The organism is Parapedobacter indicus, assembly GCF_900113765.1.
Lineage (GTDB): Bacteria > Bacteroidota > Bacteroidia > Sphingobacteriales > Sphingobacteriaceae > Parapedobacter > Parapedobacter indicus.
Genome location: NZ_FOQO01000012.1, coordinates 53,527 through 71,323, shown reverse-complemented (window position 1 = coordinate 71,323; position 17,797 = coordinate 53,527). Strand labels below are relative to the sequence as shown.

The window sequence follows — 17,797 nt, the reverse complement described above, 5'->3', positions numbered from 1 at the left end:
TTCACACAATGAAAAGAATATATAAATTACTGATTCTGTCATTCACATTGCTGTCGATGGGATGTGAGAAATCGCTTGATCTGAGTCCAAAAGACCAACTGTCAGATGCTTCCTTCTGGAATCAGTCGAGCGATTTTATGTTGGCAGCCAACGACTTTTATTTCGGCCTTTCGGAGGCACCTCAATATATAGACCGCAATTCGGATCTAGCCTTCGGTCTGGGCCCAGATCCGGTGAGTAACGGTTCCTACCAACCGGCGGAGACTTCGGAACTATGGGACAACTCCTACGAGCGGATCCGCGCGGCAAACTACCTGCTGCAAAAGGCGGAAGAATCAGAACTGGGTGGGGAAATCGACCGCTGGGTGGGCGAAGCGCTTTTTTTCAGGGCTTACCATTACTGGAACTTGGTTAGCACATTTGGCGGTGTCCCCAAAATTGACAAGGTGCTCGATATCGATTCCGAAGAACTTCATGCGCCGCGAGCTTCACAGGCCGAAATCATTGATTTTATACTCAGTGACCTGGACAATGCGGCTGCGCTACTACCCGCACAGACGGATTTGACAGAAGACGAATTGGGAAGGGTAACACGGGGCGCTGCCTTGGCGCTGAAAGCAAGAGCTGCCTTGTATATGGGGACATGGGCAACGTACCACGAAGGCGCTGGGGCCGAGACGTACATACAGGCGGCTATTGATGCCGCCGAGGCGGTGATTTCCTCGGGAACGTATGCGCTGTACGACGAAAAAGGCGCTGACAGCTACAAGTATTTTTTCATCCTGGAAGGAGATGACAGCAAGGAAGTTATCCTCGCGCGGCGATACTACCTCACTGTTGCCGAGCACAATTGGACACGCGAACTGTGGTTCAACCAGATGATTCCCACCAAAAGCTTGGCAGATATGTACCTGTGTACCGATGGCCTTCCCACCACCATTTCGGATCGATTCGAAGGCCACGACCGCTTTGAGAGCGAGTTCCAGAACAGGGATCCGCGGATGCAAATGACCTTTGTTATCCCAGGGAGCCAGATCGTGAGCGAAGGGGGAAACTGGCAAACGATTTATCCGGGATTTACCGGGACCAATGCTACCCGCACGGGCTACATGCTCAGGAAATTTCTCGACGAGACCGTTGACGCAGCAACGTTCAGGGGCCATTACGACCTCAAGGAATTCAGGTACGGCGAAGTTTTGCTGATCCTTGCAGAAGCTCTTTTTGAACGCGATGCGGAAATTTCCGACGAGGACCTTGACCGGACGATCAACCTGCTACGGGCACGGGTAAACATGCCCCCGCTCACGAACGCCCACGTAACCACCCATGGGCTGGATATGCGGACGGAGATCCGGCGGGAACGAACCGTCGAATTGGCCTTCGAAGGATTCCGGCGGGACGATCTGCGGCGTTGGAAAACGGCAGAAACCGAATTACCGAAAGCCATCCGTGGGGTGAAATTTACCGGCACGGAGTACGCGGAAAGGTATCCCCAGGGAAGTTCTCAATTGCAGTTAGACAGCGACGGGTTTGTGGTTGCCGAACCGGCCGGCCGACGGCAGTTCCTGCCTAAGCATTACCTTGATCCGCTCCCACTGCAGGAAATCCAGTTGTCGGGCGGTGTATTAGAACAAAACGTAGGATGGTAAAACATAGCATAATGAATAACAAAACAATAATATTTCTTTTAGCCCTTTCCTTTTTTGTCCCGTTTGCGTATGGGCAGTTTCAAACCGGAGAAATCGATCGCTCCAAGGTGCCCGTGCTGGCACCTCATTATGAGGAAGAGCATACCTTTGACCGGCCTTCCGACACCGCTGCATGGCAAGCGTGCCAGCCGGGTATGCACGTTTCCTTCGGTACAACGGATCAGTTGTATTTCCGTTCGGAAATACCCAGTCTGCAAACCGAAACGTTGTCGTGGGAAGCAACCGGATGGCGGGGTGAGCGCCTGAATGCCCAGGCAGTGGTTTGGTCCACGGATTCCCTCGAACAGGTGCGTTTCGAGGTGTCTGATCTCGTAGGTAACAATGGAGCGGTACTGGCTAACGAAAACATCGACCTCAACTTGGTCCGCTATGTGTTATCCAATTATCCCTATGGAGCCCTTGCCGAAGATTGTGCTGCGGGGCCAGCAGATCGGGCCTACCTGATGCCCGATCGGCTCGAACCGTTTGACCGTTTCGATCTGCCCGGACAAACGGCCAGACCGGTATGGATTGCGGTAAATATACCGCAGGGAGCCGCTCCTGGCACCTATCGGGGAACGATCGAAGTCGCCGCAAAGGGACACCGCACAACCCTGCACATACAGGTACATGTGCAGGCGCAAACACTGCCACCGCCAACCGAATGGAGTTACCGTCTGGACCTTTGGCAGAACCCTTGGGCTGTCGCCTGGTATTATCACGTTGAGCCTTGGTCGGCAGATCACAAGGCCTTATTGAAGAAGCACCTGAAGCCCTATGCCGATGCGGGAGGAACGTTTATTACCACCTATGCCGTACATTCACCCTGGTCAGACAATTCCTATTGGATCGAAGGCGCCATGGTCGACCTGATCAAGACAAAAAACGGCGACTGGAAATTTGATTACCGTATCTTTGATGACTATGTACAGCTGGCCATGGAAGTAGGGATCGATGAGGCCATTACCATTTATACGCCCGTTCCGTGGGAAAATAGATTCCGTTACCTCGATGAGGCGTCCGGCGATTATGTCTATGAATCGTGGGCACCGGGCTCGGCTGAATTCAAGGCCTTTTGGCATACGTTCTTAAGCGACCTGGAAGGACATCTGAAGGAAAAGGGATGGTTCGAAAAGACCTATCTTGGCATCAATGAAAATCCCTTGGAATATACCATCGCCGCGGCAAAAGTCATTAAGGAGCATTCGCCTGACTGGAAGATCACCTACGCGGGCAACTGGCACCCGGAACTCAATGACTTGCTGGATGACTACTGCTTTTTATATGGAAACGAGCCCAGCATGGAAACTGTCCAACAGCGGTCTGCCAAGGGATATACCTCCACCTATTATGTTTGTTGCAATCCGGCAAAACCAAATAATTTCGTATTTTCACCTCCCGCGGAGGGCAGGTGGATCAGTTGGTATGCCAGCGCATACGGATACGACGGTTTCCTGCGGTGGGCCTATGATGCGTGGGCTGAAGACCCGGTGAGGGATGCGCGCCACACGCTTTGGCCTGCAGGAGATACCTTCTTGGTTTATCCGGGCGGTAACAGCAGCATCCGCTTCGAAAAACTGCGCGAAGGGATCGTCGATTTTGAGAAAATAGACATCCTGAGAACGCTCGCTGAAAACACAACGGACAAACAGGTAGCCGCGGCGCTGGAGAAACTGGAAAACCATCTTAAAACGTTTCCGAAGGAACACGATTTCAACGAGGAAGATGTGATAGAAGCGGTGCAAACCGGAAATGCCCTGCTGACGGAGTTAAGTGATCGGTTGGCCGCAACACAAAAATAAAGGATTATGAAGTTGAGATGGTTCATTATTCTTTTTATTAGTACAATAGAATTACCTGCTATGGCATCGCACAACACAGACAGCGTCATTTTTTCAGTATATACGACCTATCAGTTGACACATGCGCTCACGCCATCGGGGCCGATACCCACAGCATTTGATCCGAGCGGGGTATACCCTTACGAAAGTTATTCCGAAACGGCTAATCGGCCAGCACCGCAATCCTACCATTTCATCGTATTGGAAAACAATTACGTAAAAATCACGGTATGTCCCGATCTGGGCGGTAAGATCACCTCGATGATCCACAAAACGTCGGGGAAGGAGGTGCTGTATCATCCCGACGTAATCCGCGGTACACGGATCTTACCCCGGTTTTATTTCGTTGCAGGTGGAATCGAGGTGAGCTTTCCCATTTCCCACACGCCTGTACAGAATGAAAAAATTCTGTATAAGATCGATCGCATCGGCGAACGGGTATACGTGACATGCGGCGAACGGGAACTCCGCTTCGGGATGCAATGGTCTGTTGAATATTCCCTTGCTCCGGAAGACCAGTACCTTACGCAACGCGTGGTCTACCACAACACCGGAACGGAGGCGTACCCCTGGATGTCGTGGTCGAATGCTGCGCTGCCCGCGGCATCCGACACGGAATTCCATTTTCCGCGCGGCGAGGTGTTGTCACATGCGTCCACGATTAACACCATCAATTGGGAAAAAGAGGGACCCCGGACAGAGGCTGACATCCAGGAAATGACCGGATACTTCTGGAAAACCACCGATGTAAACGCCTTCGGCGCTTACACCCCCTCTTTGGGGTCGGGGCTATACCACATCGCAGACCCCGCGGTCACGCCGGGGATCAAGTTGTGGAGTTATGGCAGGGGGGCCGATAGTGCGTGGGCTACATTGAGTACGGCTGCACAAACACCGTACGTCGAAATACAGGGTGGACCGGCCGCAGACCAATCGATCAAACAGGAGTTGGGACCCGGCGAGACCCGGTGGCATTCCGAATATTGGTTTCCCAGTGACAAACCGCTTGACATCCACCGGTTGCAGGTTCCTGAAAGCGACTTGAGATCCGTGGAAGAAATACCGCTTTTTGGATGGGCCCGTGTCAAAACCGTGGGTGTATGGCAAGATTTGTTGAACGCCTCGTTGGGAAAAGGGACCTATCCCCAACCACCTGAAGTCCACGAATGCCTTTGGGCTCCGTCGGGCATGGAAAACCTCGATGATGCCTTTAAACATGTCCTTGCCGCCGATACGGAAAATGCTGACCTGTGGCGGTTTCATTACGGCACCTGGCTGGCGGGCCGTGGAAATACTGCGGAGGCCATTGCTGTTCTTTCCGCGTGTCCACTGGGCGTAGCCAAGGTGCTGTTGGCAAGGCTATTGAAATTGGAAGGCAGGAACGAGGAAGCCGTAAAGGCGTTGGCTTCAGTTGATGAAAAATGGCTGCAACTGCATCCGCAAGTAGTGATCGAACGCGATGCGTTACTCCGGGAACTGGGTCCAACGACGATCCACGAACGTGAACGTTGGCTTGAACAGGTAGCGGCACTTGATGACGAGTGGGTTATCGAAAGGCGCATACAGTTGCTGATCGATATGGGAGAACCCGAAAAAGCGAAAACACTTCTTTTGACTACGCCTTTTCAAAAAGTTCATCAGACGTATACCCGGACCGGCCTATGGCGGCAGGTATGCAAGGCATTGGGCATTTCCGCAGATCCAATCCCCGAAACACTTGGAGAAGACCGCCTCGCCACCTTCGGGGCGTACCGAGAGTTTGACTAGGTGAATGCCTGCTATCGGACGAGATAGCAGGCATTTTTTTTGGCCTCGAAAATTGTTACCTTTGTCCTGGAGGTTTAGGTTTATGAGCACAGAAAGCAAAAGACAGCAGCGGTTTGCTGGGGTTATCCAGCAGGATTTGGGTGAGCTCTTTCAACGGGAAGGCAAGGCGTGGGCTCCCGGAGCCTTTATTACGGTAACCCGCGTACGGGTGACTCCCGATCTGGCCATTGCCCGGGTCTACCTGAGTTTCCTCAACACCAAACAGGCAAAGGAAGATATGGCCCATATCAAATCCCACGCCAACGAAATCCGTTACAAGTTGGGAGCCCGCATTAAGAATCAGGCGCGTATTGTGCCCCACCTTGAGTTTTTCTTGGATGATACCAACGAATACGTGGAGCACATGGATAAACTCTTCGACGAGATCAGCAAAGAACCCAGGCAACCGGAATAAGCCGGATGATCTTCGAACTGGACGAGCACGACATCCGTTTTCCTGACCCGGCACTCGCCGAGCACGATGGGCTATTAGCCATCGGTGGTGATCTGACGTCCGACCGACTTCTCGAAGCCTACCGGCAGGGCATCTTCCCTTGGTATAACGACGATACTCCCATCTTGTGGTATTCACCTCACGAGCGCTTTGTGCTCTTTCCCGACGAATTGAAAATCAGCAAAAGCATGCGCCAGCTAATCCGTTCGGAGCGCTTCCGCGTGACCTACGATCACGCATTTTCTGAAGTGATCGCTGCGTGTTCCATGCAGCCACGCCGTGGACAGGACGGCACCTGGATCACCGAGGATATGCAAAAAGCATATAACAGGCTGCATGAATTGGGTCATGCACATTCCGTAGAGACCTGGTACGACGATACATTGGCAGGAGGCCTTTATGGGATCGCCCAGGGTCAGGTCTTCTGTGGGGAGAGCATGTTCAGCAGGGAAGCCAACGCCTCCAAAATGGCGTTGATCTCACTCTGCCAGTCTAATGCCTATCGGTTGATCGATTGTCAGGTATACACGGATCACCTCGCATCGCTAGGTGCGCGGATGATACCGCGTTGGGAATATGTGGAGTATCTCTCTTAAAGCGCACGACTGTCATTATCCAACCATACTTCCATCGATCTCCTGTATATTCCGGCAACCTGCCAATTGTGCCGTAAGCTCAAAATCATTGAGCATGTTGAGGATTACCTCTTCCACTCCGCGCTGCCCCCCCACTGCCAGCCCATACGCATACGGCCGTCCGAGCAGCACCGCATCAGCACCCAAGGCAAGCGCTTTGAATACGTCGCTGCCGCTGCGTATGCCACTGTCAAGTACGATCGGAAAAGGTTTGGGAAGTGTTTGCCTGATGGTCTTCAGGGCAGGCAAACTGGAAATTGCCCCGTCTACCTGTCGGCCGCCGTGGTTGGATACGACAATGCCGTCGGCTCCTGCATCCATCGCTTTAAGCGCATCGTCCGCACGCAAAATGCCCTTGATAAGAATGGGCAGCTTGGTTTGCTGGCGAAGCCAAATGACTTGCTCCCAGCTTAGTGCTGGATTGGAGTAGATATTGATGAACAATCGCACTGCCTCCAAAGGTGTCTTACGGAAAAGGTTATGGAAAAACCCACCGGGATAGTTAGCTTTTAGCTGCAGCAAGTTGGCAATGGTTTGCAGCGTCACCGTTGGCTTGGGCGCACCGGTGATGGCTGCTCCCGCTCCCTGATTGAGCAACGCCTGGAATACAGGATCTGAGGTATACTGCGCAATGCCCATGCCCCGCAGAAAGGGCAAATAGCCTAATGCGAGGTCACGGCTTCGCCAACCCAGTAACGTGGTGTCTACCGTGAGTACGATAGCGCTGCAACCGCAGGCCTCTGCACGCTGTATAAATGACAGCACCAGATCGTCCGACTTGCTCCAATAGAGCTGAAACCAACGTGACGTATCGCCAAGATCCTGCGCGCAGGTTTCCATGGGCGTACCCGCCTGGTTGGAAAATATCATCGGAATGCCCACATTCCGACAGGCGCGGGCCACTACGCGATCTGCCTCCGGGCAGATCAGATCCAATACACCAATAGGAGCGAGGAGCAAGGGAAACGCCAAATCGGTATTCAGTAGTCGGGTGGAAAAATCAGCCGGCCCCTCTCCTCCCATCATGCGAGGCAAGATCGAAATGTCGGAAAATGCGGCTGCATTAGCTGCGATACTTGTTTCATCGCCCGCACCGCCATCGATGTAAGCCCATGCACGTGCCGAAAGCTGTTGTTTAGCTGCGATACGAAGTCCGGCTGCCTGAAAAGGAACGACGGCCCGTTTTCCTGACATTCCCCCTAAAAAAATCGCTTTCTGCCGCTGTAAGGCATCGATGTAGGCCATTCGTTTGCCATTGGTTCAACAATGACCTAAAGATAGGCAATTTTACTAATTTTTCCGCTCCGACACCCAAAAATTGTTGAAACCCAACCCGCTCTGTATTTCCAGCAACTGTTGTTGCAGCATCTCCAGAATGGCTAGGAAATTGTAAACGAACTGTACTTTATTTTCTGAATTTTTGACAATGGAATTGAAGTCCAATTTTTTGTTGATTGTTACCAACGAAGCAATTGCTTTTTTTTGCTGCTCGATGGTATACGGGTACTTCACAACCGTATGCCGCACTTCGTTGCTACGGGATGTGTAAGTATATATCAGCTTTTCGTACACCAGCATGAGCTTATACAGATCGAATGTGGTAAGCTCCTCTCCATGGCCTGCATGTTCGCCTGCCCGGTGGAGATCCGCAGCTAGGTTCCCGCGCCTAAACTGCAAGAGCCGTTTTTCTTCCAGCAAACGTAATTCTTCCGAAATTTCCTTAAACTGTTTGTATAACACCAGTTTCTGCACGAGGTCCTGCTTGGGGTCTATTTCGTTGCCTTCTTCGTCCAGCTCCGGACGCGGCAGCAGCATCTTGGCTTTAATCCGCATCAATGTTGCTGCCACGAAAATGAATTCGCTTGCCAATTCGATATTGAGCGCCTGCATATGTAAGATGTAATCCAGGAAATCGTTGGTAATTTTGGCAATTGGGATGTCATGGATATTTAACTCATCGCGTTCAATAAAAAACAGCAACAAATCAAATGGCCCTTCAAATTGGGGGAGCTTTATTTCATATCCTTCGGCTTCCATCATATGGTTCCAAAGGTAAGCATTTGAATGTGATATATTTTCTTTGGCATAATCCTTGGGTACCCTGCAAAACAACATTACATTAATTTTATAATAGACGAACTGGGGCCACTTCCTTGACAGAAATTAAACAACATCTCCGATGAATTGGCGTAGCGAACAATCTCTCAAATCAGTTGTTCCCCATTTATATTAGTCATTATCCATTATGTAAAAATTTTACGACACGGGGTCTCAATAATTATTACTTACTTTGTATCAATTTTTCCAAACCGGACGCTATGGAGATTGAAGCCGGAGAACTGCTTAAAAAAATAAACACACCCGCAGACCTGAAACAGCTTAGCCAAGTAGAGTTGGTAAGGTTGTGCAGTGAGCTACGTCAATACATCATCGACACCGTCTCCGTACACGGGGGGCATTTTGCAGCGAGCCTCGGTGTAGTGGAGTTAACCGTAGCATTGCATTACGTTCTCAATACACCTTACGACCAGCTGGTGTGGGATGTAGGTCATCAAGCTTATGGTCATAAAATATTGACCGGTAGGCGTGAGGTGTTCCACACCAACCGGATACTTGGAGGTATCAGTGGTTTTCCCAAGCGGGGCGAGAGCGAATACGACACATTTGGCGTAGGACATTCGTCCACATCCATTTCGGCGGCGCTGGGCATGGCCGTGGCCTCCAATTACAAAGGGGAGATCGACAGGCAACACGTAGCAGTCATCGGCGATGGAGCGATGACTGCCGGCATGGCTTTCGAAGCCCTTAACCATGCAGGAATCGAGAAGTCCAATTTGCTGGTCATCCTCAATGACAACTGCATGTCTATCGATCCAAACGTCGGTGCGCTTAAAGATTACCTGACCAGTATCACGACGTCGCGTTCGTGGAATCGATTCAGGGACGATATTGCTCATGTGCTCACCAAGATATCCGAAATCGGTCCGGATGCGCTTGGCATCGCCAAAAAGATCGAGAAGAGCATCAAAGGTACCCTACTCAAAAACAGCAACCTGTTTGAATCGCTCAATTTCCGCTATTTCGGCCCGATAGATGGGCACGATGTCAAGCGGCTTATCCAAACACTGGATGACCTACGGGACATCCCCGGCCCCAAACTTCTCCATTGTATCACCGTAAAAGGAAAAGGTTATGCGCTGGCAGAAAAGGACCAGACGACGTGGCATGCTCCCGGTCTGTTTGACAAAATCACTGGCGAAATCAAGAAATCAAAAAGCGATAAACCCGTTGCACCGAAATATCAGGATGTATTTGGTCACACACTGGTGGAACTGGCCGAAAAGAACGACAAGATCATGGGTATCACGCCTGCCATGCCTTCCGGATCTTCGATGAACATTATGATGAAGGCCATGCCTAACCGAGCTTTTGACGTAGGTATTGCCGAGCAACATGCGGTAACGTTTTCCGCGGGTCTAGCCACTCAAGGTATGGTGCCGTTTTGTAACATCTACTCCAGCTTCATGCAACGAGCGTATGACCAGGTAATACACGACGTAGCTATACAAAACCTGCATGTGGTGTTCTGCCTTGACCGCGCAGGCATCGCCGGTGCCGACGGCCCTACGCATCACGGTGCTTATGACCTTGCCTATATGCGGTGTATTCCCAACTTAACTGTGGCCGCTCCCATGAATGAGGAGGAATTACGTAACCTGATGTATACCGCCCAACAAGACGGCAGGGGTCCGTTTGTCATACGTTATCCCCGCGGACAGGGTGTCATGCCCGACTGGCGGAGGCCACTCAACGCTGTGGAAGTGGGCAAGGGCCGAAAAATCTGCGATGGCGAAGAACTTGCCTTAATCAGCATCGGCCATATCGGTAACGAAGCGGTCAAAGCCTGTATCGCACTCAACCAGGAAGGAATTTTTCCGGCTCACTATGACATGCGTTTTGTAAAACCGTTGGATGCGGACCTTCTGCACGAAGTCTTTGGCAAATTCAAAAAGATTGTCACCATCGAAGATGGCTGCATCCAAGGGGGGATGGGTAGCGCCGTACTGGAATTTATGGCCGATCACGGTTATCAAGCCACGGTGATACGCTTGGGTATACCCGACGGAGTCGTAGAACATGGCGAGCAGCAGGAACTATGGACGTTTTGCGGATATGATAGCAGGGCCATTGCCAATACCGCTCGGAATATGGCCGTGAGCCGTAAAACGGATACAATGGTGAGTTAAAACCGTCTTATTATACCATGGAAACCAATTATGGACGCTGCTTGCGACTACAAGCGGCTGTGATCTTTTGGTTTGCTTTGTGCCCGATTCAACTGGCGGCACAGCAAACGTCGTCTATCCACGCACTTTCAATTAAACCAACGGCTGGCATCGATATGGCCAATGCGGGAGGGAACGATCGTAATTTCCTGTTTGGGCTTCATGTCAGTTACGACCGCGATTTATCGGCGAGCAGCCAGCCTTGGGTAGCGCTGCTCAATGCCAAAGGGTTATCTTTTGGCATCTTATGGCATAACATGCATCATATGAAGGAAATCGTGGACGGACAGACCTACACGCATGGTACGGCTATGGGTATGTTGAGTGAAGTGGATTTCCAACTGCTGCAAGCCGGAAGCGCAAAGCTCTTATTTACGCCGGGAATAGGCCTTACCTATATCACCGAAACGATCGACACCCAGCCGGCCACCACCACCGTGGGTAGCCACCTCAACCTCACGCTGACGGCTGAACTAGGATTGGAAATACCGGTAAGCGACCGCACCAGCCTGTCGGCTGCGGCTAATATACTCCACTATTCCAACGGTGGACTGAAAATACCGAATGGCGGGATCAATACGGTCAATGGCACCATCGGTATCAAAACTGCATTAGGGCATGTGCAGCAAACAGCATCGGCGGGGCGCAGCGATTTTCGCCCGATAGTGGGTGGTAGCGGCGAGCTGGTCGTCGGCGCAGGAAGACGGGGTAAGTATCGGACGGACGGCGGCTTTTGGCGCACGGGAATCTATGGCGGGTATAATTATTACCTTAACCAAGCTTTTGGTTTCAAAGCGGGCGTGGATCTGGTTTATTATCACCAGGTTTTTGACGGTAATTTTGAAACAACTTTTCAATATTATGGCTCTTCATACGATCGCGTCCGTCTTGGCGCCAGTGCAGGTGCTGAAGTAGGATTGGGTCGCTTTGCCATAAACGGTATGTTTGGCAAGTACCTTCATTACCGTAGTTTCCATAACATCCAATGGTACTGGACATCCGCCTTGCGCTATTACCTAACCCCAAATATTGCCTTACAAAGCACCCTCTATATGCACCGGGTACAAGCCGATTACCTTAACTGGGCGGTTGTTTTCCGCATCTAATTATTTGCAACAGGCTTGTTACATGCCGCTTTCGATATCGTACCAAGAATTGCTAACTTAGCCGTCCACATTCCTTATATGAAATCGATGAAATTACGTGTAGTACTATTGGCTTTGGGCCTGTTTACGCTGCATGCACATGCACAGCAATCCATTTCACGCCCCAAACTGGTGGTGGGCATTATGGTGGATCAAATGCGGTGGGATTACCTGTACCGTTTTTACGACCGCTATGGCAACGGTGGCTTCAAGCGCTTGCTGAACGAGGGGTTTTCCTGTGAAAACACCTATATCCCCTATGTCCCTACCTATACTGCGATTGGTCATAGCTGTGTGTATACGGGCAGTGTTCCGGCGATACATGGCATCGCGGGCAACGATTTCATCATTCAACAGACGGGTCAACGCATGTATTGCACCCAGGATGACAATGTAAGTGGTGTGGGCACCGATTCGGATGCAGGAAAGCAATCTCCGCGGAATCTGCTCGTATCGACCATCACCGACCAACTCAAGCTGGCTACCAACTTCCATTCGAAGGTCATTGGTATCGCCATCAAAGATCGCGGCGGCATTCTTCCCGCAGGGCATTTTGCCGATGCGGCCTATTGGTTTGAGGGGAAATCGGGTGATTGGGTGTCGAGTACATTTTATATGCAAGAGCTGCCCCAATGGGTAAAAAAGTTCAATGCGCAAAAAGTGGCCGAGAAATACTTACAGCAGGATTGGAACACGCTTTATCCCATCGAAACCTACACACAGAGTATCGAAGATGACAATCCTTACGAGGCGACCTACCGGGGTGAAGAAGCGCCCGTTTTCCCCAAAAAACTGGGCACCCTTGTCAAAGACAATGGTCTGGGCCTCATCCGCTCCACACCATTTGGCAATTCAATGACGCTGGATTTGGCTAAGGCTGCGATCGATAACGAACAGATGGGCAACAACCCAGGCGGTTTCACGGATTTCCTGGCTGTAAGCCTCTCCTCCACCGACTATGTAGGCCACCAGTTTTCGGTTAATGCAATTGAAGTAGAAGACACGTACCTCCGTTTGGACAAAGAGCTGGAAGCGTTCTTTTCCTACCTCGATGCGCACGTGGGCAAAGGCGAGTATACGGTGTTTATCACGGCGGACCACGGAGCGTCTCACAACCCGCTGTTTTTTATGGATAAGCGCGGCAATGCCGGCTACTTTGATGAGCGGAACGCGCTTACAGGCCTCAATGCGTTGTTAGCAGCGGAATTTGGACAGGAAAAAATTATTCGCAGCCTAATGAACTATCAGGTACACCTGGATTACGACGTCATTCAGGCGAATGACTTGGACGAAGACGACATTAAGGAAGTAGCCATTAAGTTTCTGCGTACACTTGAGGGCGTATCCTTCGTAACGGATATGGAAAAGGCTGGATCATCCAGTATTCCGGAGCGCATACGCGAGCGGATTGCAAATGGATACAATCCGAAACGGAGTGGCTGCATTCAGATCATCCTTGAACCCCAATGGTACAGCGGATCCCCCCGCTCAAGGGGCACCACTCACGGTACCTGGGCATCCTATGATGCACACATTCCATTCGTAATGATGGGCTGGGGGATTAAGCATGGCAGTACCAACCGGGAAACGCATATGACGGATATTGCTCCTACGGTGGCTGCGTTGCTCCATATTGAAGAACCTAACGGGAATATCGGACAGCCGGTGGTAGAAATACTGAACAAGTAGTTCGCGCAAAGGCGCAGTCGCGAAATTCGCTTCGCGGGCAACCATGGACTTTTGTAAACCCTGGACTGGATTGCAGAGGAATGTGTAACTTTGAGCATGCACATCCGCTGGGTTGTAACCATCCTCTTTGCTTTCGTACTTGCTTTGGCAGGTTGGTCACCTGGCTTTTCCCAGCCCAATGAACCGGCCTACTCCTTATTGCAACTGGATAATCGTTATGGCTTATCAAATAGTGCGGTCAACTGCCTGCTGCAAGACAGCGATGGAATGCTTTGGATCGGTACCTGGGATGGGCTGAACCGGTACGATGGACAGGAATTTCATGTGTTCAACTTTGGGGGCAGCGACGCGAAACGGGGACTGATCAGCAACATTATCCGCGGGCTGCTCGAGGATCGCGACCATCGCATTTGGATAAGCACCGTGGAAGGCCTTTCGCGTTATGACAAGTTAACTGGCACCTTCAGACACTATTTCTATGGCGCGAGCCGCAAGCAGGGTATCGGCGAAAATGGGTTTGGCTTGATTGCCGACACGGCTGGTCGCTTGTATGCCCGTACACCTACAGCGCCCTTAGTGCGTTACGATGCCGGGCGCGATACATTTGTCAGCTGTTCACTTCCCGGTATTTCCGGCGCGATTTCGGATTTCTGCATCGACGCAACCAACCGACTTTGGGTGCGCACTGACGACGGGAAAATCTTGGCCTACCTACCTACCCGAGATGGTTTTCGTTTGGCACATCGCCTTCGGCCAACCGAACTCGGGCTACATCTAGCCAATGGTTTCCTCTTCTTAAGTGACCCAAAGGGCTTGCTTTACCGGGTTAACACCGGTACGTTCCAACTGGAGCAAATCGCTGATCTTGGAAGTGCAATCAGCTCCATTACCTGGTATGGCGGACGCTATTATGTCGCACTGGCCCCACAGGGCATGTGTACATTCGATGCATCTTTCGCACTCCAGCCCCCTCCAGCAGGTCTTCAACCCTTACAGGGCATGAAAATACGCGGGTGGGCAGCCAACGGGGCGGAACGGTTACTTTGGGTGGCCACAGATGGCAATGGCTTTGTACGTGTTTCGCAATACAACACCCCCTTCCGTACCTTATCTCCTTCCAACGCATCGTCGCGTCCCCCGGTGCGTGCTTTTGCCGAGGTAAAGGGCGACCTTTGGATAGGTACAAAAGGTGGGGGTGTGTCTATTCTGTCTGATTTCGTACCTCAACATACAGATGAGGCTACTTGGGATAACCGCCTGACCGAAGAACTCGCCAATCGCGACGTATTCGCCATCCTGCAGGGAACACAGAGCGACCTCGTGTACATCGGTACGGATGGAAGCGGCTTGAGCATCTACGACCAGCGTCGGAAACGATTAGCTAACTGGACACAATTGGATGGACACGCCGACTTCCCAACATTCGGATCTGTATATGCTATTCTCGAAGACACCGACGGTACGGTTTGGGTGGGCACAAGCGGCTACGGCTTACTGCATCTGCGCGTCGTCCGCGCACACCATGGCGACCTGCGGGTCGAATTCATCGAACAATATCGGTATCAAACCCCCAATCAAGGATTAGCCAATGACATTGTCTATTCACTGTGTTTCGGACGAAACGATCAACTTTGGATTGCCTGTCGCTATGGTGGATTGTCGCTATTAAACAAAACCAGTGGTCATATTAGCAATTTCAAGGCATTTACATACGACGGCAGTCTCAGCAATAACGACGTTCTATCGCTATACCGTGATATACATGACCGCTTGTGGGTGGGGACCAGCTACGGGCTGAATTGGCTGTCACTTACCGATGTTACTCATGGGGAGCCGGTTTTCCAACGCATCACCGCGGCTGAAGGACTACCCAACAATACCATCCACGCCATTACGGCCGATGGATCCGGCCACATTTGGGTCAGTACCAATCGGGGATTGGCACGAATCGACCCCATTAGTGGCCAGGTTGTCCAGTTCCAAGAAACCGATGGATTACACGGCGCGGAGTTCAGCGACGGTGCTGTATGGAAAGACCCGCTTGGATTTCTTTATTTCGGAGGGATCTATGGTTTCAGCTATTTCCATCCCCAACAGATTCCCCAGGATACGCTGTTGCCCAACGCCATCGTTCGCCGCTTACAACTCGGCAGTCAAGGACTAGCCGAAGGCCAATACTTGGTACTCCATCCCAAGAAAGGGTTGGAACAACGATTCACGCTAGCCCGCAAGGACAATTACTTTTCTGCAGCGATACATGCGCTCAGCTATCTTTATGCCGACAGATGCCAATTTGCCTGGATGCTGGAAGGGCACGACAAAACGTGGCAATACGATCGTTCGAATGGACATATCACGTACAGCAACGTTCCACCTGGCACGTACCGGCTGCTGATCAAATGGTCTAACGGCAGCGGCATGTGGACGGAAGCAACCCCCGTCATGGACGTACAGATCAACCCTTACTGGTGGCAAACCTGGCCGGTTATGTTAAGTGTGTTATTCACGTTGGTAAGCGTGGCCTATTGGTGGTATATTAACCGCAAAAATAAACTTAAAATTCAGCATCGGTTGCAATTGGAGCGCACCCTTCGCGAAAAAGATGAAGCCTTGCATGAAAACCAACTGACGTTTTTTACCCATATCGCCCATGAACTGCAAACACCACTCACCCTGCTTGTGGGGGTATCTGAACAAATGGAGAGCGTGCAAGGCGATCCCCCAACCCGTTCAACCAAAACACAGCCATTGGTCGCATTATTAAAACAACAAACCTCACGGCTCACCTATCTGGTACAACAGTTGCTCGAATTCCGCAAAGCTCAAGCCGGGCATCTTTCTGCAGATTACCAGATCCTAGACGTTTCGGCATTGCTCTCCAGCCTTTGCGAGGTCTTCAGGCCGTTGAGTGTACGCCAGCAGAACACTTATGAACTGCACATACCCGACCCCATGCGGTTTGCTATGGACAACGATAAACTTGAAAAGATCGTGTTCAACCTCCTTTCAAACGCTTTCAAACACGGAGGAATGTTTGAACACGTGACGTTTATTGCGCGTCTGGATTCCCGTTTATCCAACTTACGGCTGCAAGTTTCCAACTCCGGATGCCGTTTGGCACCGGATGAAAATGAGCGCATTTTTGAGCAGTTTCAAAGCAGCCGTTCGGGAGCTTCAGGTACCTATAGCACCGGCATTGGCCTGGCTTTTACCCGTGAACTCGTTGGTGTACTGGGCGGCAGTATCCATGCCACCATCGAAGAAGGGTGGATTACCTTTGATGTTATCCTGCCAATCCCTGCTGAAGGACAACCGTTCCATCCCGTGGAGAGCAATGCCACCCTTGCACCGATTTACACCGAAATGGCCATGCCGGCTACCCATTCGCTGGATTCTGCGGCCTACAACAAGGTGGCCTTACTGGAAAAGCTCACCGAGGCCCATAAAAAGTCCGTGTTGGTGGCAGAAGATGAACAAGACATCCGGTTTCTGATTCGTGAGGTCCTTAAGGCCCACTACATCGTCTATGAGGCTGCCGACGGAATTGAGGCCATCGGTGTACTCCAGCAGCATCCACCAGACCTAATCATCAGCGATGTGATGATGCCCGGCATGGACGGTCTTACGCTCTGTGACAAGGTGAAGAATACGCCCGCCACCTGTCACATTCCTTTTATCATCCTTTCAGCAAAGGGTACCGTGGAACAGCGCAACGAGGGCTATCAAGTGGGTGCAGACGCCTATATCGCCAAACCCTTCCACGCCAGTCATCTGCTGATCCGGGTGAAAAATCTTTTTGAACAGCAAGCCAGGCTGCATAAACGGTTCCGACAGGCCGATTCGATCGAACGGGTAATACACATCGGTAACCCCGAGGAAGAGCGCTTTCTTGAACCGCTGGTCGCTCAAATTATGAAGCACCTTGAGGATCCTGAACTGAATGCTAGCGTACTGGAAGCAGCGTTGTCGATGAGCAAGATGCAGCTCTACCGGAAGCTAAAGACGATCAGTGGCATGACCCCCTCCGAATTTATTCGCCATATTCGACTCAAACAAGCTACGCAATTGTTGGCCACGACCACGCTTACCGTCAACGAAATCTTTTATCAAACCGGTTTTAACAATCAGTCTTATTTTTTCCGCGAATTCAAGAAACACTATGGATGTTCGCCAAACGAGTATCGATCGCGCATGCAAATCAACACCTAAACAGTTTGTTTTCAATCAATTTACTTAGTTGTACATAAAATTGA

The 17,797-nt window shown here is 51.1% G+C and carries 11 protein-coding genes; 9 read left to right on the top strand and 2 right to left on the bottom strand.

The genetic code is table 11. From position 1 onward, the window contains the following. Positions 1-8 precede the first annotated feature (8 nt). The 5 genes from BMZ56_RS21370 to aat all read left to right on the top strand — a co-directional run bounded on the left by BMZ56_RS21370 (position 9) and on the right by aat (position 6,385). Positions 9-1,649: a RagB/SusD family nutrient uptake outer membrane protein gene (locus tag BMZ56_RS21370; RefSeq protein ID WP_090630610.1), complete on the top strand. Its 1,641-nt coding sequence runs from the start codon at positions 9-11 to the stop codon at positions 1,647-1,649. An 11-nt stretch (positions 1,650-1,660) separates the two neighbouring features. After that, positions 1,661-3,490: a DUF4091 domain-containing protein gene (locus tag BMZ56_RS21365; protein WP_218146636.1), complete on the top strand. Its 1,830-nt coding sequence runs from the start codon at positions 1,661-1,663 to the stop codon at positions 3,488-3,490. A gap of 60 nt (positions 3,491-3,550) precedes the next feature. Then, on the top strand, positions 3,551-5,296 hold the full coding sequence (locus BMZ56_RS21360) for a DUF5107 domain-containing protein (protein WP_090630607.1): 1,746 nt from the start codon (positions 3,551-3,553) through the stop codon (positions 5,294-5,296). Between the two features lie 82 nt (positions 5,297-5,378). After that, positions 5,379-5,750 (top strand): 30S ribosome-binding factor RbfA, encoded by a 372-nt coding sequence (gene rbfA / locus BMZ56_RS21355; protein WP_090630605.1) that lies wholly within the window; start codon positions 5,379-5,381, stop codon positions 5,748-5,750. 5 nt (positions 5,751-5,755) lie between these two features. Further along, positions 5,756-6,385 carry a leucyl/phenylalanyl-tRNA--protein transferase gene (aat, locus tag BMZ56_RS21350; RefSeq protein ID WP_090630602.1) on the top strand — a complete coding sequence of 210 codons (630 nt, stop codon included), beginning with the start codon at positions 5,756-5,758 and terminating at the stop codon, positions 6,383-6,385. 15 nt (positions 6,386-6,400) lie between these two features. Here the strand turns inward: aat and BMZ56_RS21345 are convergent, their stop codons facing one another. Then, positions 6,401-7,669, bottom strand: coding sequence for an alpha-hydroxy-acid oxidizing protein (locus tag BMZ56_RS21345; RefSeq protein WP_090630600.1), 1,269 nt, complete (start codon positions 7,667-7,669; stop codon positions 6,401-6,403). A 45-nt stretch (positions 7,670-7,714) separates the two neighbouring features. Continuing rightward, positions 7,715-8,464: a segregation and condensation protein A gene (locus BMZ56_RS21340; protein ID WP_090630959.1), complete on the bottom strand. Its 750-nt coding sequence runs from the start codon at positions 8,462-8,464 to the stop codon at positions 7,715-7,717. 278 nt (positions 8,465-8,742) lie between these two features. Between BMZ56_RS21340 and dxs the strand changes: the two genes are divergently transcribed. From dxs to BMZ56_RS21320, 4 genes are all read left to right on the top strand, one after another. Then, on the top strand, positions 8,743-10,671 hold the full coding sequence (dxs, locus tag BMZ56_RS21335) for a 1-deoxy-D-xylulose-5-phosphate synthase (protein WP_090630597.1): 1,929 nt from the start codon (positions 8,743-8,745) through the stop codon (positions 10,669-10,671). 17 nt (positions 10,672-10,688) lie between these two features. Continuing rightward, positions 10,689-11,816, top strand: coding sequence for an acyloxyacyl hydrolase (locus BMZ56_RS21330; protein WP_090630595.1), 1,128 nt, complete (start codon positions 10,689-10,691; stop codon positions 11,814-11,816). Between the two features lie 87 nt (positions 11,817-11,903). Continuing rightward, on the top strand, positions 11,904-13,544 hold the full coding sequence (pafA, locus tag BMZ56_RS21325) for an alkaline phosphatase PafA (RefSeq protein ID WP_090630956.1): 1,641 nt from the start codon (positions 11,904-11,906) through the stop codon (positions 13,542-13,544). A gap of 96 nt (positions 13,545-13,640) precedes the next feature. Beyond that, positions 13,641-17,753, top strand: coding sequence for a hybrid sensor histidine kinase/response regulator transcription factor (locus tag BMZ56_RS21320; RefSeq protein ID WP_090630592.1), 4,113 nt, complete (start codon positions 13,641-13,643; stop codon positions 17,751-17,753). The last annotated feature ends 44 nt before the right edge of the window (positions 17,754-17,797 follow it).